This is a genomic window from Streptomyces sp. GLSS-08, assembly GCF_056387915.1.
In genome coordinates, this window is record NZ_JBWJAQ010000025.1 from 69946 (window position 1) to 88541 (window position 18596).

General features: G+C 73.3%; 14 protein-coding genes. 6 read left to right on the top strand and 8 right to left on the bottom strand.

Annotation, left to right across the window (positions count from 1 at the left end; translation table 11 throughout):
- Positions 1-52 precede the first annotated feature (52 nt).
- The 3 genes from AC0ZLC_RS30635 to AC0ZLC_RS30645 form a co-directional block, all read right to left on the bottom strand.
- Entirely contained in the window at positions 53-1807 is a 1755-nt protein-coding gene (locus AC0ZLC_RS30635) for an LCP family protein (protein ID WP_476755192.1), read from the bottom strand.
- A 238-nt stretch (positions 1808-2045) separates the two neighbouring features.
- Entirely contained in the window at positions 2046-3407 is a 1362-nt protein-coding gene (locus AC0ZLC_RS30640) for an LCP family protein (protein ID WP_476755214.1), read from the bottom strand.
- Between the two features lie 213 nt (positions 3408-3620).
- Complete coding sequence (locus AC0ZLC_RS30645; RefSeq protein WP_476755193.1) at positions 3621-4376, bottom strand: TIGR03089 family protein; 756 nt, start codon at positions 4374-4376, stop codon at positions 3621-3623.
- A 128-nt stretch (positions 4377-4504) separates the two neighbouring features.
- Between AC0ZLC_RS30645 and AC0ZLC_RS30650 the strand changes: the two genes are divergently transcribed.
- Positions 4505-5842, top strand: a complete 1338-nt coding sequence (locus AC0ZLC_RS30650; RefSeq protein ID WP_476755194.1) for a peptidoglycan recognition protein family protein — start codon at positions 4505-4507, stop codon at positions 5840-5842.
- 118 nt (positions 5843-5960) lie between these two features.
- Positions 5961-7043 carry a mannose-1-phosphate guanylyltransferase gene (gene manB / locus AC0ZLC_RS30655; RefSeq protein ID WP_358854403.1) on the top strand — a complete coding sequence of 361 codons (1083 nt, stop codon included), beginning with the start codon at positions 5961-5963 and terminating at the stop codon, positions 7041-7043.
- Between the two features lie 6 nt (positions 7044-7049).
- Here manB and AC0ZLC_RS30660 read toward each other — a convergent pair whose 3' ends face one another.
- From AC0ZLC_RS30660 to AC0ZLC_RS30675, 4 genes are all read right to left on the bottom strand, one after another.
- Positions 7050-8051, bottom strand: a complete 1002-nt coding sequence (locus AC0ZLC_RS30660; protein WP_476755195.1) for a DNA-3-methyladenine glycosylase family protein — start codon at positions 8049-8051, stop codon at positions 7050-7052.
- A gap of 104 nt (positions 8052-8155) precedes the next feature.
- Entirely contained in the window at positions 8156-9493 is a 1338-nt protein-coding gene (locus tag AC0ZLC_RS30665) for a coenzyme F420-0:L-glutamate ligase (protein ID WP_476755196.1), read from the bottom strand.
- A complete protein-coding gene (gene cofD, locus AC0ZLC_RS30670) occupies positions 9490-10449 on the bottom strand; it encodes a 2-phospho-L-lactate transferase (RefSeq protein WP_476755197.1) in 960 nt (319 codons plus the stop codon). The genes AC0ZLC_RS30665 and cofD overlap by 4 nt, the downstream gene beginning before the upstream one ends.
- 34 nt (positions 10450-10483) lie before the next feature.
- Positions 10484-10996 carry a cysteine dioxygenase gene (locus AC0ZLC_RS30675; protein WP_476755198.1) on the bottom strand — a complete coding sequence of 171 codons (513 nt, stop codon included), beginning with the start codon at positions 10994-10996 and terminating at the stop codon, positions 10484-10486.
- A gap of 683 nt (positions 10997-11679) precedes the next feature.
- Between AC0ZLC_RS30675 and AC0ZLC_RS30680 the strand changes: the two genes are divergently transcribed.
- The 3 genes from AC0ZLC_RS30680 (at position 11680) to AC0ZLC_RS30690 (ending at position 17308) form a co-directional block, all read left to right on the top strand.
- Entirely contained in the window at positions 11680-11943 is a 264-nt protein-coding gene (locus AC0ZLC_RS30680) for a WhiB family transcriptional regulator (RefSeq protein WP_350903911.1), read from the top strand.
- A gap of 182 nt (positions 11944-12125) precedes the next feature.
- Positions 12126-15809 carry a glycosyltransferase family 2 protein gene (locus AC0ZLC_RS30685; RefSeq protein WP_476755199.1) on the top strand — a complete coding sequence of 1228 codons (3684 nt, stop codon included), beginning with the start codon at positions 12126-12128 and terminating at the stop codon, positions 15807-15809.
- Positions 15806-17308 carry a DUF5719 family protein gene (locus AC0ZLC_RS30690; RefSeq protein ID WP_476755200.1) on the top strand — a complete coding sequence of 501 codons (1503 nt, stop codon included), beginning with the start codon at positions 15806-15808 and terminating at the stop codon, positions 17306-17308. The genes AC0ZLC_RS30685 and AC0ZLC_RS30690 overlap by 4 nt, the downstream gene beginning before the upstream one ends.
- A gap of 26 nt (positions 17309-17334) precedes the next feature.
- Here AC0ZLC_RS30690 and AC0ZLC_RS30695 read toward each other — a convergent pair whose 3' ends face one another.
- Positions 17335-17784: a metallopeptidase family protein gene (locus AC0ZLC_RS30695; RefSeq protein WP_476755215.1), complete on the bottom strand. Its 450-nt coding sequence runs from the start codon at positions 17782-17784 to the stop codon at positions 17335-17337.
- A 329-nt stretch (positions 17785-18113) separates the two neighbouring features.
- Between AC0ZLC_RS30695 and AC0ZLC_RS30700 the strand changes: the two genes are divergently transcribed.
- Positions 18114-18488, top strand: coding sequence for a DUF3499 domain-containing protein (locus AC0ZLC_RS30700; RefSeq protein WP_388788255.1), 375 nt, complete (start codon positions 18114-18116; stop codon positions 18486-18488).
- The last annotated feature ends 108 nt before the right edge of the window (positions 18489-18596 follow it).

The window sequence follows — 18596 nt, forward strand, 5'->3', positions numbered from 1 at the left end:
TGGACGCGCGAGCGCCCCTATTGGTTGGACGCGTGACGGACCCGTCAGGTCATCAACTGGCGCACACTTGCTTGTCCGCCGTGGACTTGTCGACGTCCAGGTCCACCGACGAACCCGTCAGCGGCACACCCGCCCCCTTGAAGTCCTTGCCGAGGGTCAGCACCATCGCGGGCAGCCCCTGGGAGTTCTCCTCGCTCTTGCCGGGCTTCAGCGCGGAAGCGGACAACCCCATGATGTCGGCCAGCTTGCGCGCCTGGTCCGCCTGGTCCGGAGAGTACTCCAGGGTGGTCTTGCTCAGCGTTTCGTCTGCGTTTCCGAGCTGGCTGGACTTGATCACGCCCTCATCATTCTGCAACCAGCTGAGAGTGCGCTGTGCGGAGCCGGGTTTGGCGCCTCCGTTGTAGATGTCGACGCGGATGTCGGAGGCGGCGGAGCGGGAGCCCTTGAGGCGGGCGGCCACGGCGGCCTTCTCCTTCTTCTCCTTCTTCTTCACCTCGGTCAGCGACACGTCGTTCTTCATCGCCTCGAACAGCGGCTTCGCCTTGGTGTCGTCGACGACGACCGTCGCCTTGACCGTCTCGGCGGGGTTGTCGAGCACCGGCAGCGTGGTGAAGGTGATGTTCTTCGGCGGCACCTTCTTGAGCTCCAGTGCCATGTCCTTGAGCGTGCTGACCTTGCCGATGCCGGTGTCCACGGTCAGCGCCTCGGTGGCCGCCTCTGCCAGCTTGTAGAGCTTGGAGGGGTTGGTCAGGGTGTTGCTGGAGGACATCTTGCGCATCAGCGAACCGAGGAACTGCTGCTGCACCTTGATGCGGTCGAGGTCGCCCTGGTTGCCGAAGCTGTGCCGGGTGCGCACGAAGGCAAGGGCCTGCTCGCCGGCGACCGTCGACTTGCCCTTGGGCAGCTTGAGGTGCGATTCCTTGTCGTCGACCGGGTGGGCCACGCACACCTCGACGCCGCCGACCGCGGAGGTCAGCGTCTTGACCGCGTTGAAGTCGGCCATCATGAAGTGGTCGGGCTTGATGCCGGTGAGCGCCTTGACGGTGAGCATGGTGCAGCCGGCGTTGCGGCCGCCCTGCCCGAGGCTGGTGTTGAAGCGGACGCTCTGCGAGCCCGGGACGTCCTTCTCGGAGCCGTCGTCCTGAATCGTCGGGCAGTTCGGGACGTCGGTGATCAGGTCGCGCGGGATGCTCAGCGCCGTCGCGTTCGAGCGGTCCTTGGCGACGTGCAGCAGGATGGTGGTGTCCGCGTGCCCGACGCTGTTCTTGTCGCCGTAGCCGCCGTTGCCCTTGCCGGTGCGCTTGTCGGTGCCGATGATCAGCAGGTTGAAGGCCTCGTCCTTGCTGAAGCCCTCGCTGCCGGCGCTGCCGACATCCGTCGTGTTGACGTTTCCCTCGAGATGCTTGAGGTACATGTATCCCGCGGCACTGACGCCGATCAGCACGAAGGCCATCGAGCCGCCGGTCCACAGCAGCATCTTCTTCGCCTTCGACTGCTTCGGCTTCTTGCCCGGCCGCGAGCGGCGCCGGCCCGGGGGCTGCGGCGGCTCGGCGGGCGTGCCACGGCGCCGGCGCGGGCCGGGCAGCGTGTCGGGGGCGACGGTGTCGCGCTTGGCGCCGCTCTTCCCCCGAGCGGGCGTGCTGCGCGTACGGGTCCCGCCACCGGTGCCGGTCCTGCGCGGTCTCGGGACTCCCGGTTGCGCTGCGGAAGGGGTCAGTCGCAGTTCGTATTCGCCGGTGTCCGGGTTGAGTACCCACTGGTCTGCGGGGTCGATGTCGTCCGCCCGCCCACGGCCTTGCGCGTCCACGGTTGTCTGAATCCTCCGTCGGGGCCACGCGGCGCCTTTGTCCCCCCTCTAAAGGCGCTCGGGTCTCGGTCAAGCAGTGCGCGACCCCCAGGACAGTCCTCGTGGCCGGGTGCACCGGATCGCTCACACTATCCGCCCAGTTCAGCGTCGGTCGACGGCGGTGACAAATTCCACTCCCCTACAACTGGGCAATCCGCCCCATTTCTTGGGACTGGTGTTCCCCGTCTTGGCGTGCGCTTTACCCGCAGCCGTCGTCGGCGGCCGTGTTGCCGCGGAACGTGGGCGCCGGTTCGGGGGTTTCCACGGGGCTGTCGGGCCTTCCGCCACCGGACTTCCCGTCGCCGCCCGGCTCCGCCGCGGAGCCGCGCGACGCACTCGGGTCCGGGTCGTGGGAGGAGTCGTACGGCCCTTCGTCACCCCGCCCGTACGGGTCCTCCCCGGGCCGCGGGGCCGCACCCCGGCTCCGCTCGGCGGAGTCCTCCGGAAGTTCTTTCGAGACCTCCACCGGCGCGTCCGCACGCAGCCGCGCGAAGAGCAGGTCCGCCGCGGGCTCCACGAGCTGGTCCCGGTTCGCGTTGTAGGCGTACGACGTCCGGGGGACCGTCAGGAACCGCACCCGTTCCGTAGGGATGTCGCGCATGCCGCGCACCAGTTGGTACAGCCCGCGCAGGCTCGCCAGCGCCGGATCGGTGGTGAGCGACGAGGTCGCCGCGTCGAGCAGCGGATACAGCTTCGTGGGGTTGAGCAGGACGTCGTTGCTCTGCACCTTCTTGACGAGCGCGCCGAGGAACCGCTGCTGGCGGTCCATCCGGTCGGTGTCGCTGCCGTCGCCGATGCTCTTGCGGGCGCGTACGTAGCCGAGCGCCTGCTCGCCGTTGAGGGTCACCTTGCCCGCGGGCAGCCGCAGCTTGGCGGCCTTGTCGTCGATGGGTTCCTTCAGGCACACCCGGACGCCGTCGATCGCGTCGACCATCTCCTTGAAGCCGCTGAAGTCCACGACGACGTGGTGGTCGACCCGGACGTCGGTCAGCTTCTCGACGGTCCGGATCGTGCAGGCCGAACCACCGGCCTGGAAGGCGTAGTTGAACATCGCGAAGACCGCTTCGGTGCGGGTGCCGTCAGGGCGCCGGCAGCCGGGCACGTCCACCATCAGGTCCCGTGGCAGCGAGACGGCCGTCGCGCTGTGCCGGTCGGCGGCCAGGTGGAGCAGGATGGTGGTGTCGGAGCGCTCGGTGCCCGAGTCCCGCCCGTACTTGCGGTTGCCGTCGCCGGAGCGTGAGTCCGACCCGATCAGCAGGATGTTCTGTGCCTCGCGCACGAGTGAGGTGGGCCGCTCCTTCTCGTACCGGGCGAGCTCGGCGGCGGCGTCGTCGTCCGAGGTGATGTTCGAGTTCAGCTTCTCGTACACCGCCCAGCCGGTCGCCGCGGCGCAGGCCGTCACCGCGGCGACCCCGATCGCGGTGTGGCGCAGCCAGCGCCTGCGGCGCCGTACGAGACCCGCACCGGTGGGCGACGCCCCCGCGCCCGGCCCCAGCGTGTCCGCCCGCCCGGGCGCGTCGTCGCCCGGACGTCCGGAGGGCGGGCCCGCGGTGTCCGTCACGTCGGCATCCACCCCACCTCCTGGCGTACGAGCGTCCCGTGCTCCTACGACCATGGCCCGAACGGGGGCGTGGGGCCCACGGACGGTGAGCCGAACGGGGGAGGGCCGGCGACGGCCGCGGGCATCCGTCGCCAGGACGAGCCCAGCCCTGGGTCATACCGTCGTGCCGCTTATAGGAGTGACGCACTTCCGGTAGTCACACACTCCCGGGGGCTACCGTGCCGTCGCCGTCACCTGTTCGCTCTCGATCCGCCGGCCCAGGGCGTCCTCGCCCAGCCGGTCGAGGTTGCGGCACAGCACCACGGACCCGCCGACCGCCAGCGGCGCGTACAGCCCGGCGCAGACCCCCTCCCAGGTGTCGTACGGCAGCGCCGACAGCAGCCGGGAGCCGGGCCCCGTCAGGCCGAACCCGGGAGCTGCGGCACGGGCCCGCTCGACGACCTCCGCACCGGTGTACTCGGACCCGGCGACGATCAGCGCCGGCTCCTCGGGGTCCACCGGGGCGTACGGCTGGAAGCGGTCGCCCTGGCTCGGCACCTCGACGGCGTAGTCGGCGTACCCGGCGGGCGGGGTGGGGAAGCGGCGGCCCAGCGGGGCGAGCGAGAGGGCGATGCGCTCACCCCGGCAGGCGAGCCCCTCCTCGAAGCGGCCGGGCCCCGCGACGACGTGGTCCGCCGCGGCCGGGTCGCCCCCGACGTCCGCGAGCACGCCCGCGGAGGAGCACGCGAGGAGCCACGCCGCCGTCTGCCAGTGCGCGGGCAGCAGCAGGGCGACCCGGTCGCCCGGCTCGGCGGCGAGCTCGCCCTGGAGCAGGTTGGCGGTCTTGGCCACCCAATTGGCGAAGGTGGCCACGGACAGTTCCACGCGTTCGCCCGTGGCGTCGTCGTAGAAGGTCACCAGGGGGCGTGCGGGGTCCGCGGCGAGCGCGGATCGCAGCAGGTCGGCAGGGGTGCGGTCGGTGGCGGTCACGCGGGTCAGGGTACGCGGGGGCGGCGGGCGGGACGGAGCCGGCGGGTCGCCGGTTCGGACGAATGGGCCGGACGGGTCGTCAATTCCGCGATGGACAGATATGTATGACTATGTCCACGATCATTCGCATGAGTGGATTTCTTGCTTCCTCGATCGGTGTCACGTGCGCGGCGGCCCTCACCCTTCCGGGGGCCCTGCCCGCCTCGGCCTCGACTGCTCCGGAACAGGCCCCCGCGGCCTCCCGTGCGGCCCTGCCGGGCAGCACCCAATCCCTCCCTCTCGCCCCGCTCCCCGCCGACCGCTCCGCCGGAGCCGCCACGCCCCAACAGGGGTTCCAGCGCCGGGACGTACGGCCCTTCTCGCTGGTCGGCGTCATCTGGGACGACCCGGACACCGAACTGTTCGGCCGGGTCCAGGTCCGTACCCGGGCCGTCGGCAGCGGCCGCTGGTCCGGCTGGCAGGACGTCGAGACGCACAACCACGAGCACGCGGCCGACCCGGACACCGCCGAGCGCGCCTCGGGCCGGGTGCGCGGGGCGACGGCACCCCTGTGGGTGGGCAACTCCAACGGCGTCGAGGTGCGGGTGCAGGCCGAGGCGGACGAGCGCGCCGGCGCCTTCGACGACTCGCCCTTCCCCCGTGGCCTGCACCTCGAACTCGTCGACCCCGGCGCGGAGCCCCCGACCCGTGGACCCGTGGACGCCCCGCGCGCCGGTGCCACCGAGTTCCCGGCGCTGTCCCACAAGCGGACGGTCGCGGAGTTCCTGAGCGGGCGGGCGGAGCGGGAGAGCTTCCGGGCGATGCCGGCGGGCCGGCGGAGCGGACAGCGCGCCGCCGGGAACGAGCGGCGCGTCCAGCCGTACATCGGCCCGCGTCCGCGCATCGTCACGCGCCGGGGCTGGGGCGCCGACGAGGGGCTGCGCGAGCGCGGCTTCGTGTACACCAACAAGGTCAAGGCGGCCTTCGTGCACCACACGGCGTCGGGCAACAACTACCGCTGCGCACAGGCACCTTCGGTCATCCGCAGTATCTACCGCTACCACGTCAGGAGCAGCGGCTGGCGGGACATCGGCTACAACTTCCTCGTCGACAAGTGCGGAAACATCTACGAGGGCCGCGCCGGGGGCGTGGCGAAGCCCGTCATGGGCGCCCACACACTCGGGTTCAACAGCAACAGCATGGGGATCGCCGTCCTCGGCAGCTTCGGCTCCGCCAAGCCCTCCGCGGCCTCGGTCAAGGCCGTCGCCAGGCTCACCGCATGGAAGCTGGGCCTGTTCGGGGCCAATCCGCGCGGCAAGACATACCTGAAGTCCGGCGGTGGCAATCTCTACCGAAAAGGAAAGAACGTACGACTGAACGTGATCTCGGGCCATCGGGACGGTTTCGCCACCGAGTGTCCGGGACGCCGTCTCTACACCAAGCTCGGCACGGCCCGCTCCACGGCGGCCCGCTACCAGGGCCGATGAGGGCCGGCGCCCCGGTACGGCGAGGGGTGCCGCCGTCGGATCGGCCGTCCAACGGTCTGCATACACTGGCCGGCCGCAACACAGTTCGGCCGGCCCCAGCAGGAAGCGAAGACGACAGGTGACAGAAGCGATCCTCCTGGTCGGCGGCAGAGGCACCCGGCTGCGTCCGCTCACGGTGCACACCCCCAAGCCGATGGTCCCGGCGGCCGGGGTCCCTTTCCTCACGCACCAGCTGGCGCGGGCGAGGGCGGCGGGCGTGGAGCACGTCGTCCTGGCGACCTCGTACCTGGCCGAGGTCTTCGAGCCCTACTTCGGAGACGGCTCGGCGCTCGGCCTCCACCTCGAGTACGTCACCGAGGCGGAGCCCCTCGGCACCGGCGGCGCCCTGCGCAACGTCGCCTCGCGGCTGCACTCGGGCCCGGACGACCCGGTCCTGATCTTCAACGGCGACATCCTCACCGGCCTGGACATCCCGGCCCTGGTCCGCACGCACGAGACCTCGGGTGCGGACGTCTCCCTGCATCTCACCCGCGTCGAGGACCCACGGGCGTACGGCCTGGTGCCGACGGACGCGACCGGCCGGGTGACGGCCTTCCTGGAGAAGCCGCAGAGCCCCGAGGAGATCGTCACCGACCAGATCAACGCGGGGGCGTACGTCTTCCGCCGCTCGGTCATCGACACCATCCCGGCGGGCCGCCCCGTCTCGGTGGAGCGCGAGACGTTCCCGGACCTGCTCGCCACCGGCGTTCATCTGCAGGGCATGGTGGACTCGACCTACTGGCTGGACCTCGGCACCCCGCAGGCGTTCGTACGCGGCTCCGCCGACCTCGTCCTCGGCCGCGCCCCCTCCCCGGCGGTCCCCGGCCGCTGCGGCGACCGCCTGGTCCTGCCCACCGCGTCCGTCGCCCCGGACGCCAAGCTGACCGGCGGCACGGTCGTCGGCGAGGGCGCGGTGGTCGGCGAGGGCGCCCGCATCACGGGCAGCACCGTCCTGGACGGCGCCGTGGTGGAGCCGGGCGCCGTCATCACGGACTCCCTGATCGGCGCGCGGTCCCGTATCGGCCGGCGCTCGATCCTGACCGGCACGGTCGTCGGCGACGGCGCGACGGTCGGCGCCGACAACGAACTCCGCGACGGCGTGCGCGTGTGGTGCGACGCCCGCATCCCGGCGGGCGCGGTCCGCTTCTCGTCGGACCAGTAGCCCTGCCTACAGCCGGCCGATGTCCCACACGGGCATCTTCGGCACCCGTCGCGGCGGCGTGCGGCCCGCCAGCAGGATGAACCGGGCCGCACGATGCCGCTGGCCCGCGTACGGCTCCAGCAGCGACAGCATCACGGAGTCGTCCGCGTCACGGTCGCCCGCCAGCGCGTACCCCACGATCCGGGGCAGGTGAAGGTCCCCGACCGTCACCGAGTCCGCCGCCCCGTGGCTGCGCTGCACCACCTCCGCGGAGGTCCACGGCCCGATCCCGGACACCAGCTCCAGCCGGGCCTGCGCCCGCACCGGGTCCAGCCGCACGGCCTCCTCCAGCCGCGCGGCCACGCGTACCGCGCGCAGGATCGTCGACGCCCGCTTGTTGTCGACGCCGGCCCGGTGCCACTCCCAGGACGGGATCAGCGCCCAGGTCCGGGGGTCCGGCATGACGTGCATCCGCCCGGCCGCGGGGCCCGGCGCGGGCTCCCCGAACTGCCGCACGAGCAGCCGCCACGCCCGGTAGGCCTCGTCCGCGGTGACCTTCTGCTCCAGGATCGAGGGGATCAGGGACTCCAGCACCAGCCCGGTGCGGGTCAGCCGCAGGCCCGGCCGCCGGTGCCGCGCCGCCGCCACCAGCCGGTGGCGCGGTGCGAAGGCGTCCGGGTCGTCCGCGGCGCCGAGCAGCTCGGGCAGCTGCTCCAGCAGCCACTGCGCCCCCGGCCCCCACGCCTCGGCCTCGGCGGCCCCGCCCCGCAACGCGACCCGCAGGGTCCCGGGACCGGCGGGCGTACGGGTGGCACGCCACACGGACCCGTCCGGTGTCGTACGGAAGGTCGGGTCACCCGGTCCCCGGCGCAGGGGGCCGAGCACCAGACCGAGGTCGAGCGGCCCCGGCGGCGTCCAGGTCCGCGCGCGGCCGGGCTCGGGCGCGGGCCGCGGCACACCGCCGGGCACGACGACATGCCCGCCGCGCACGGTGGTACGCGTCGGCCCGGGAGAGAAACGTCCGGCCACGGGTGAGGTCCTAGGGGTTCGGGATGCCCTACGAGAGTAGGCGGTCCGGACGGCTTGGGGACACCGTCCGCGGTGGCCACGGCCCGGCAGCAGCCGTACCGGGGTCAGCGCACCTCGATGAACGCCGCGGCGTCCCGCTCCGGGCGGGCCCTCGGCTCCTCGGCGGCGTGTCCGACGGCCACGGCGCCCATCGGGTCCCACCCCTCGGGCAGCTCCAGCACCTCGCGCACGACGTCGCGGCAGAACATGGTCGAGGACACCCATGCGGAGCCGAGCCGCTCCCCGGCCAGCGCGACCAGGAAGTTCTGCACGCCGGCGCCCGCGGCGACGACGAACATCTCCCGCTCGGCGCCGTCCCGCCGCGGATCGCCGTACGTGTGGGAACCGTCCGTGACCAGACACGGCACGACCAGGTACGGCGCCCGTCGCAGCACGTCCCCGCGCCGCACCCGCCGGGCGATGGACTCCGCCGTCTTCCCGTCCCGCCGCAGATCCGCGATCCACGCGTCCCGCATCGCGTCGAGCAGCCGCGTCCTGGCCCCCTCGGACTCCAGCAGCACGAACCGCCAGGGAGTGGTGTGATGCGGCGCCGGAGCGGTCACCGCCGCGGCCACCGCACGCCGTACCGCGCCCGGGTCCACGGGCTCGTCGGTGAAGGCCCGCACGGTACGCCGCTGGGTCACCGCCTCCCGTACGGCCTCGGAGGTGCCGAGCCGGAACATGTCGTCGCGCGCGCCCCGCACCAGGGCCCGGGCCCCCTCGCCGTCGTCCTCGGCCACCGTGTGCGCCAGCCCGCGCACGACGGCGACGGGCAGCCCGGCGGCCTTGCCCTTGACCAGGTCGCCCGCGGCGGCCAGTTCGTCGGCGGTGGCGACGACGGTCGCGCTCAGCGGATTGCCGTGGGCGTCCGTGCCCCCGCGCAGATCGTCGAGCACCCGTACGCCCGCGGCCCCGATGGCGACGTCGGTGAGCCCGGTGCGCCACGGCCGCCCGAAGGTGTCGGTGACGACCACGCCGACGTCGACGCCGAGCGCGTCCCGCAGCCCGTCGCGCAGGGCGCGGGCGGACGCGTCGGCGTCCTCGGGCAGCAGCAGCACGGTCCCGGCGGGCGTGTTCGACGCGTCGACCCCGGCGGCGGCCATCACGAGCCCCTGCCGGTTCTCGACGATGCGCAGGGTCCCGCGCCGGGCCACCACGCGGACGGTCTCGGCGTCGATGGCCGCCTCGCGGTCGGCCGCCTCGACCATCCGCCCCTCGGCCTTGGAGACGATCTTCGAGGTGACGAGGAGCACGTCGCCGTCGAGGAGGGACGGCTCGGCAGCGGCGATGAGCTTGGCGAGGTCGTCGCCCTGCTGGACCTCGGGCAGCCCGGCCACGGCCCACACCCGGTAACCGGGTGCCGTGGCGGGCGCGGTCCCGTCGGCGGACAGCCCCCCGCTCAAGCGCCCCGCACCTCCTCCGCCAGCGTCAGCGCCTCGCGTGCCATCCGCGCCGCGGCTTCGAGGTCGGACATCAGCAGCGGTACGGCACGGCAGCGGATGCCCGCGGCCTCGACGCGCTCCACGGCGGAGGCGTCCACGGTGTCGACGAGCCAGCCGTCCAGGAGACCCGATCCGTAGTGCTCGGCGACCGCCGCGGCCGTCGACTCGACGCCCACCGCGGCCAGCACCTTGTCGGCCATGCCCCGCACGGGCGCGTCCCCGACGATGGGGGACAGGCCGACCACGGGGACGCCCGCGTCGGCGATCGCCTCGCGGATACCGGGCACGGCGAGGATCGTGCCGACGGACACCACGGGGTTGGAGGGCGGGAAGAGCACGACGTCGGCCTCGGCGACGGCTTCGAGGACCCCGGGCGCGGGCTTCGCCTGCTCCGCCCCGACCGGCACCACGGCCAGCGCCTCGACGGAGGCCCGCAGCCGCACCCAGTACTCCTGGAAGTGGATCGCCTTGCGCTCGCCGTCGACCTCGACGGCGACATGCGTCTCCACCCGGTCGTCGGACATGGGGATCAGGCGGACGCCCGGCTGCCACCGGTCGCACAGCGCCTCGGTGACGGCGCTGAGCGAATAGCCCGCTCCCATCATCTGGGTCCGCACGATGTGCGTGGCGAAGTCACGGTCACCGAGCCCGAACCACTCGGGCCCGACCCCGTACGCGGCGAGTTCCTCCTTGAGGTGGAAGGTCTCGTCGGCACGCCCCCAGCCCTGCTCCTCGTTGATGCCGCCCCCGAGCGTGTACATCACCGTGTCGAGGTCCGGGCAGACCTTCAGCCCGAAGAGGTGGATGTCGTCCCCGGTGTTGCCGATGACCGTGATGTCCGCGTCCGGCGCGGCCTGCTTCAGACCGCGCAGGAACCGGGCACCACCGATGCCGCCTGCCAGAACCACAATGCGCATGAGGTTCAGTCTTGCAGGCGGATGCGACAACGTGTCAGGCGGTTACGGCATCCTCCGCGTCGTGCGCGGCCCGCCCGGCGCACTGAACGGCGTGCATCGGCATCTCGGTCAGGCCCGGGTAGTAGATGTGCAGGCTGACGGCGGGTTCGAGCGTGGCGTTGACGACCTCGTGGACGTAGCCGGGAGCGAAGACCCGCTGCGCGCCCGCGCCCAGGGCGCGCACGCCCCGCTCGGTGCGCTCGGTCAGTGCGCCCTCCAGGACCGTCAGGACGCCCGACGAAGGGCCGTGGTCGTGCAGCCCGCTGCCCTGGCCCGGCACCCAGGACAGGAGCCACACCTCGTAACCGGGGCCCGTCCGCAGCCGGGAGTACCAGCGGGTCGTGGTGTCGTACCGGACGAGGTGCGCCCACTGGGAGCGGTCCCCGGCGATGGTCCGGGCGAGGCCGGCGAACTCGGCCACGGTGGCGGGGTGCTCGCGAGGCGGCTGGAGCAGGTGCGGGACTTCGAGGATGTCGCCGGCGATCTGGAGGTCGCTGTCACTGTTCATGGGTGCGGTGGTTCCTCGGCGGGAGAGTGCTGGGGTGTCGCAGACGGTTTCCGTCCGGATCACGGACGGGAGGGGGTGCCCCTGTGGAGGCGGACAGTCGCCTCGGTGCGGCGAGGCAGCCGGAGCGCGGTAGGGCTCAACAGCTGGGACAGCAACAGCTGCAGCGAGCGCGGGCAGCACCGTGGGACCCGGCGGTGCGGGTCGAGGTGAGTGCCGAGTTCGCGAGCATGCCCACTAGGACATCGGCTCACACCAGGACTGTCAACTTCGTGTCCGCCATGTGGGAGATGTTTCACCTCATCCGGTCCATCCGAAAGGTGAAAGGTTTGTTCACCCGCATCCCCGGACACATGGCGCACAGCCGGAAGCACAAACCTCGCCGCGGACCCGTGATCCAACTGTGATCAAGTTCGCTTCGGCGTTCGTGTCGGAACGGGATCGAACTCCTGGACGTCATCCCCCGTGGGGGCCGAGGTCGGGTGCGGGTCCGCGCCGCGTGTCACGTTTATGCCGATTTGAACACTTTCCGCATAGCCTTGGTTCCGCAGAGTGAATAAGGGGCCCAATAGCAGATCTCGGCTTGACTGGCCCGGATCGGCACACTTGTAATTTCACTCGTGTCGTTCAGCCGAAATCGGTAACGACAGCAGCACGGGGACGCGAAAGACGGACGAGGGGCGCACATGACCGAGCTGGTGGAGCAACTGCTGGTCGACGACGCGGAAGAGGAACTCGGCTGGCAGGAGCGGGCGCTGTGCGCCCAGACCGACCCCGAGTCCTTCTTTCCCGAGAAGGGCGGCTCCACCCGTGAGGCCAAGAAGGTCTGCCTCGCCTGCGAGGTCCGCTCCGAATGCCTCGAGTACGCGCTCGCCAACGACGAGCGATTCGGCATCTGGGGCGGCCTGTCCGAACGGGAGCGCAGACGGCTGAAGAAGGCCGCGGTCTGACCGAACCCCGCCGAGTCCTCCGTACGCATACGTCACGACCGGCCCGTCGCACGTGGGTTGTCCACAGGCGGCGGGCCGCTGTGCTGCTCAGCCGTTAGTGTGGGCCCTCGTCCGAGACGTCCCGCTGTCCCCGCCGGACACAGACGTCCACCGCAGTCCAGCGAACCGGGGCCCGTACCTCGATGTCCGTGCACAGTCACCCCGCAGGCCAGTACGGCGCTGCCACCGCGCCGTCCGACCCGGCCCGCCCGCCCGAGTTCCCGCGTCACGTGGTGACCGCGGTGCTCGTCTCCCACGACGGCGCCCGCTGGCTGCCCGAGGCGCTCGCCGGGCTGCTCGGCCAGGAGCGCCCCGTGCAGAACGCGGTCGCGGCCGACACCGGCAGCGGGGACGACTCCGCCCAGCTCCTCACCGACGCGCTCGGCGCCGACCGGGTGCTGCACCTCGCCCGGCGCACCGGCTTCGGCCAGGCCGTCGAGGAGGTCTCCAGGACCGCGGGCGTGCTCACCCCGGACGACCTTCCCTACCTGAAGCGCCCCAGCGGCTGGGACCCCGTCAGCCGCACCTGGCGCGACGACGCGTACGACCTGCCCGAGTTCCCGCACGGCGAACCCCGTCAGTGGCTGTGGCTGCTGCACGACGACAGCGCCCCCGAGCCGGACGCCCTCGCCCAGCTCCTGCGCGTCGTGGAGAACGAGCTGGAGCTCGGCAGGGACGTGGCCGTCGTCGGCCCCAAGCTCCGCGGCTGGTACGACCGCAGGCAGCTCCTGGAGGTCGGCGTCACCATCGCCCACTCGGGCCGCCGCTGGACCGGCCTGGACCGCCGCGAGCAGGACCAGGGCCAGCACGACCACGTACGGCAGGTCCTTTCCGTGTCCACCGCCGGCATGCTGATCCGGCGTGACGTCTTCGAGGAGCTCGGCGGATTCGACCGCCGGCTGCCCCTCATGCGCGACGACGTCGACTTGTGCTGGCGCGCCCAGGCCGCCGGACACCGCGTCCTCGTCGCCCCCGATGCCGTCGTCCGGCACGCGGAGGCCGCCTCCCGCGAGCGCCGCACCGTCGACTGCGTGGGCCGCACCTCCGCGTCCCCGCACAAGGTCGACAAGGCGGGCGCCGCCTACACCCTCCTCGTCAACGCCCGTACCGCACAGCTGCCCTGGATCCTCTTCCGGCTCGTGTTCGGCACCCTGGTGCGCACCGTCGCGTATCTGGTCGGCAAGGTCCCCGGCCAGGCCGTCGACGAGATCCGCGGTCTCCTGGGCACCCTGCTGCGGCCGGAGCGGATCGTCGCGGGCCGACGCAGACGCGGCACCGCGCAGGCCGACAAGGGCGAACTGCGGGCGCTGTTCCCGCCGCCCGGCGCCACCGTGCGCGCCACCGTCGAGCAGGCCGCCGGCAGTCTCGTCAACCGCTCCGACGCCGAGGCGGCCACCGGCGCCGGACGGCACGGCGGCGCGGTCGAGTCGGGACCGGGCGGTGACGACGCCGACTTCCTGGAGGTCGAGCAGTTCGCCCGGCTCAAGCGCGCAGCGCGCAAGCCCGGCCCGATGCTCTTCGTGGTCCTGCTGTTCGTCTCGCTCATCGCCTGCCGCGAGCTGTTCGGCGGTGGCGCGCTCGCGGGCGGCGCACTGCTGCCCGCGCCCGCCGACTCCTCCGCGCTGTGGTCGCGCTATCTCGACGGCTGGCACACCGTGGGCACCGGCGGCACACAGTCCGCGCCGCCCTATCTCGCCCTCGTCGCCATGCTCGCCAGTGTGCTGCTCGGCTCCACCGGGCTCGCGGTCACCGTGCTCCTCGTCGGCTCCGTGCCCCTGGCCGGCTTCGCGGCGTACTTCGCCTCGCGGCCCCTGGTCGCCTCGCGGCTGCTGCGCGCCTGGGCGTCCGTCGCCTACGCCTTCCTGCCCGCCGCCACCGGCGCGCTCGCCGGCGGCCGCATCGGCACCGCCGTCCTCGCGGTCCTGCTGCCGCTCATCGCGCGCGCGGGCATCGCGGCGAGCGGCCTCGCCCACCCCTCCGGCGGGCGCGGCGGCTGGCGCGCCACCTGGGCGTACGCCCTGCTGCTGACCCTCACCACCGCCTTCACGCCGATCGTGTGGCCCATCGCGCTGGTCCTCGGCCTCGCCCTCCTCGTGGTGCGCCGCGGGGAGATCGCCGCCTACGGACCGCGTTTCCTGGCCCAGCTCGGCACGCCCCTGCTGGTGCTCGCCCCCTGGTCGCTGTCGCTGTTCCCGTCCGGCTTCTTCCGGGAGGCCGGCCTGGAGTACGGCGGGAGCGCCGCCTCCCCGCTCGATCTGCTCGGCGCGAGCCCGGGCGGCCCCGGCACGGTCAGCGGACTCATGCTGACCGGCATCGTGCTGGCCGCGCTGGCCGCCCTGCTGCGCTCCGAGCGGCAGCGGGCGGCCCGGTCGGCCTGGGCCGTCGCCCTGGTCGCCCTCGTCTTCGCCGTGCTGTCGAACGGCTCGGCCTGGGCCGGACCCGCCACCCTCGTGTACGGCATCGCCCTCCTCGGCGCCGCCGCGATCGGCGCCGACGGGGCACGCGCGCGGGTGGCCGAGCAGAGCTTCGGCTGGCGTCAGCCGGTGGCCGCACTCATCGCCTTCACCGCGGCGGCCGGTCCGCTGCTCGTCGCCGCGGGCTGGATGATCCGCGGCGCCGACGGACCGGTGGAGCGCCGCGACCCGGTGCAGGTGCCGGCGTTCGTCGCGGAGGAGAGCGGCACCCGCGACCAGGCCCGCACCCTCGTGCTCGACAGCGACAGCGCCGCCCGCGTGGGCTACACCCTGGTCCGTGGCTCCGGTGCCCGCCTGGGCGACGGTGAACTCGCCGCCGCGGACGGTGAGAACGGCAAGCTCGGCAAGGTCGTCGCCAACCTGGTGGCCGGTTCCGGCGCCGACCAGGCCGACGAACTCGGCGGCTTCGCCGTGCGCTACGTGCTCGTCCGCAAGGGCGCGCCCCGCGAGGTCAGCCGCGTCCTTGACGCGACGCCCGGCCTCAGCAGGCTCAGCCAGCGGGACGGCAGCGCGCTGTGGCGGGTGGACCGTCAGGTCTCCCGCGTGGCCGTCGTGCCGAGGTCCGGCGAACCGCAGGCCGTCGCCGCCGGCCCCGTCGACGTGCACGCGACCCTCCCCGCGGGTGCGGCGGGCCGCGTCCTGCGCCTCGCGGACACGGCCGACGCGGGCTGGACGGCCACCCTGGACGGGAAGCCGCTCACCCCCACCACGGTCGACGGCTGGGCCCAGGGCTTCGAACTGCCCGCCACCGGCGGCAGGCTGGACGTCACCTTCGACGCGCCCGTGGGGCACACCGCGTGGCTGTGGACGCAGGGCGCGCTCGCCGTCGTCCTCGTGGTCCTCGCCCTGCCCGGCCGGCGCCGGGACGTCGACGACGACCTCCCCGAGGAGGAACTCGTCGTGCCCGCCCAGGAGATCACCGGCGAGGGCCGCCGCGCCCGCCGGCTGCGCGCCCAGGCCGAGGCCGGTGCGGAGCAGTCCGGCCAGGACGACTCCGCCGTCCCGGCCCAGGCGCAGGCCCCGGAGGAGATCCCGGCCGCCGTCCCGCAGCAGCAGACGTACGGCGAGTGGGACGACGCGGGCTACGCGGGCGCGGAGTACGGCGGTTACGGCGGTGAGCAGTACCAGGGCACCCCGCAGCAGTACCCGGCGGACGCGTACGAGCAGCCGTACCAGGCCGACCCCTACCAGAGCGGCCAGTACGACCCGTACGCGTACGACGGCTCGGCGGGCTACGACCCGGCGTACCACCAGGGCTACGACCCCGGCTACGACCCGGCGCAACAGCCCCCGATGCCGCAGCAGCCGCCCCACGGCACCGACAGTGAGCGCCCCGACGGGAGCCAGCAGTGAAGCGCACCACCCTGTCCCTGATCGCGGGCACCACCGCCCTCGCCGCCGTCACCGGTTTCGCCGCGCTCACCGCGCCCGACGCCTCGGGCGGTGACACCGCGAAGTCGGCCGCCCGGCTGCCCGTCGAGCGCACCAGCCTGCTCTGCCCGCAGCCCAGCACCTCCGACCTCGCCGAGACCGCGTACACGTCCTTCACGCCCGTGTCCAAGGGCACCGGCAGCGGCGGCCGGGCCGAACTCCGCCCGGCGGCCGGGAAGTCCGGGGAAAACGCCAAGGGCGACGAGAAGAAGGAGAAGCGGGAGGCCGAGCCCGTCCTGTCGCCGAAGGAGCCCGGCAAGCCGGTCACCGCCGACGCCTCCGGTGCCGACGGGTCCGCCCTCGTCGGCACCGCGGAGGGCGCGTTCGCGCCGGGGTGGGCCGTCCAGCAGACCACCGAGGTCGCCGCGGGCATCGGCCGCGGTCTGCTCGGTGCCGACTGCACCGCCCCGGACACCGAGTTCTGGTTCCCGGGTGCCGGTACCGGCGACGACCGCACCGACTACGTGCACCTGACCAACCCGGACGACTCGGCAGCGGTCGCCGACATCGAGCTGTACGGCAAGGACGGCGCCCTCAAGTCCACGGTGGGGGAGGGCATCACGGTCCAGCCGCACTCCGGCGAGGCGATCCTGCTGTCCACCCTCACCGACGCGCCGCAGACCGATCTGACCGTGCACGTGACGGTCCGCAGCGGCCGCGTCGCCGCGGCCGTCCAGGCCCTGGACGACAAGCTCGGCGGGGACTGGCTCCCGGCCGCCGCGGACCCGGCGGCCGGTCTCGTCCTGCCGGGCATCCCCAAGGACGCCACGTCCGTGCGGCTCATCGCCTTCACCCCCGGCGACACCGACGCCGATCTGAAGGTGCGGCTGGCCTCGCCGTCCGGTTCGATCACCCCCGCCGGGCACGAGACGCTGCACGTCAAGGCGGGCATGACAGCCGCCGTCGACCTCGGCGACGTCACGCGCGGGGAAGCGGGCTCCCTGGTGCTGACGGCCGGCGGCGACCCGGTGCCGGTGGTCGCCGCCCTGCGGGTGGTGCGCGGCAGGGGCGACAAGCGGGAGACCGCGTTCATCCCCGCCACCGCCCCGGTCGCCGCGCGCGCGACGGTCGCCGACAACCGGGCCAAGGGCACCACGCTCGCCCTGGCCGCCCCGGGCCGCACGGCCGAGGTCAGGGTCACCGCGTCCGCGGGCAGCGAGGGCGGCAAGGCGGTGACGAAGACGTTCACGGTCAAGGGCGGCACCACGCAGAACGTGGCCGCGCCCGTCCCGAGCGGCCTCAGGGGCAGGTACGCGCTGACGGTGGAGCCGCTCTCCGGCGGCTCGGTCTACGCCTCCCGGACGCTGGAGGCCCCGGTCGAGGGGGTGCCGGCGTTCACCGTGCAGACCCTTCCGGACGACCGCGGGACGGTCGCGGTGCCCCGGGCCGAGCAGGATCTGTCGGTGTTGCAGAAGCAGTGAGCGTCCCGGTCGGCGGCGGAGGGCGGTCAGTCCTCGCCGTACCGGGGATCCACGGTCTCCGGCGTCAGCCCGAGGATCTCCGCCACCTGCTCCACGACGATCTCGTGGACCAGGGCGGCGCGCTCGTCGCGGCTCTTGGAGCGGATCTCGACCGGCCGCCGGTAGACGACCACGCGCGCGTGACGGCCCTCGTGCGCCGGGATCGTCCCGCCGAGGGGGACCGCTTCCTCGTTCCAGCTCTCGCCCGGCGCGTCGAGGCGCGGCACCTCCAGGACCATGAAGTCGATCTCGGCGAGCTGCGGCCAGCGTCGCTCCAGGCGCTCCACGGAGTCCTGCACCAGATCCGCGAACACCTCGGCGCGGCTCGCGGCGAGGGGCACCTGGGGCGGCGCGACGGGGCCGCGCATGCCCCGGCCGTGACGGTCGCGGCGGCGGGGCCCGGGCGCGGAGGCGCGGGGCGGTACGGGGTTGTCCATCACTGACGAAGCGTAGTCCCCGCCGGGGCCGCGCGCCGGGCTCCACGCGCTGTCCGGAGACGGCGCGGCATGTCGCGGGATGACCATTCCAGCCAAGCTTGGGCTCGATTCCGTATCGTTCCGTGACCGTCGGCCTCGTGGCAATTGGCGTGGTTTGCACCGGGTGATGACCGGATCCTCTTCGGGCCCGCCGCGCGCCGGACGGTGTACTCCCAGGTCAGACAGGGGTGTTCAGAGATCGAAGTGAGCCGCCTCACAGCACGACACGGTGGGTCGACCCGGGGGAGAGTCGTCGCGGCCCGCTCAAGAGTGCGGTACCGTCCAACGTCGTGAGCCCTGTACGTCGCTGTTCGCGCACCGCTTGCGGCCGTCCCGCCGTCGCGACGCTGACGTACGTCTACGCCGACTCGACCGCGGTCCTCGGCCCGCTCGCCACCTACGCCGAACCCCACTGCTACGACCTGTGCGCGGAGCACTCCGCACGCCTCACCGCGCCCCGCGGCTGGGAGGTCGTCCGGCTGTCCGACGGGTCGGCCCCCTCCCGCCCCAGCGGCGACGACCTCGAGGCGCTCGCCAACGCGGTCCGCGAGGCGGCCCGCCCGCAGCAGCGCACGGCGGAGGCCGGCGGCGGCCCGCGCACCGCGGACCCGATGGAGGTCGCGCGCCGCGGCCACCTGCGGGTGCTGCGCTCACCCGACAACTGAGGCCGCGCCGCCCGCTCTTCACGGTCCGCGCACCCGTCCCGGGACCCTTCCGCCGGCACGTCCGGCCATCCGTCCGGTCATGCGGGGCGGAGCACGGCGACTGCCCCG

What these genes read in the sequence shown, in the direction of transcription:
- cofD (WP_476755197.1), bottom strand. Translation starts at nt 10,449, where the DNA reads ATGCGCATTGTGGTTCTGGCAGGCGGCATCGGTGGTGCCCGGTTCCTG.
- AC0ZLC_RS30680 (WP_350903911.1), top strand. Translation starts at nt 11,680, where the DNA reads ATGACCGAGCTGGTGGAGCAACTGCTGGTCGACGACGCGGAAGAGGAA.
- AC0ZLC_RS30650 (WP_476755194.1), top strand. Translation starts at nt 4,505, where the DNA reads ATGAGTGGATTTCTTGCTTCCTCGATCGGTGTCACGTGCGCGGCGGCC.
- AC0ZLC_RS30685 (WP_476755199.1), top strand. Translation starts at nt 12,126, where the DNA reads ATGTCCGTGCACAGTCACCCCGCAGGCCAGTACGGCGCTGCCACCGCG.
- AC0ZLC_RS30675 (WP_476755198.1), bottom strand. Translation starts at nt 10,996, where the DNA reads ATGAACAGTGACAGCGACCTCCAGATCGCCGGCGACATCCTCGAAGTC.
- AC0ZLC_RS30695 (WP_476755215.1), bottom strand. Translation starts at nt 17,784, where the DNA reads ATGGACAACCCCGTACCGCCCCGCGCCTCCGCGCCCGGGCCCCGCCGC.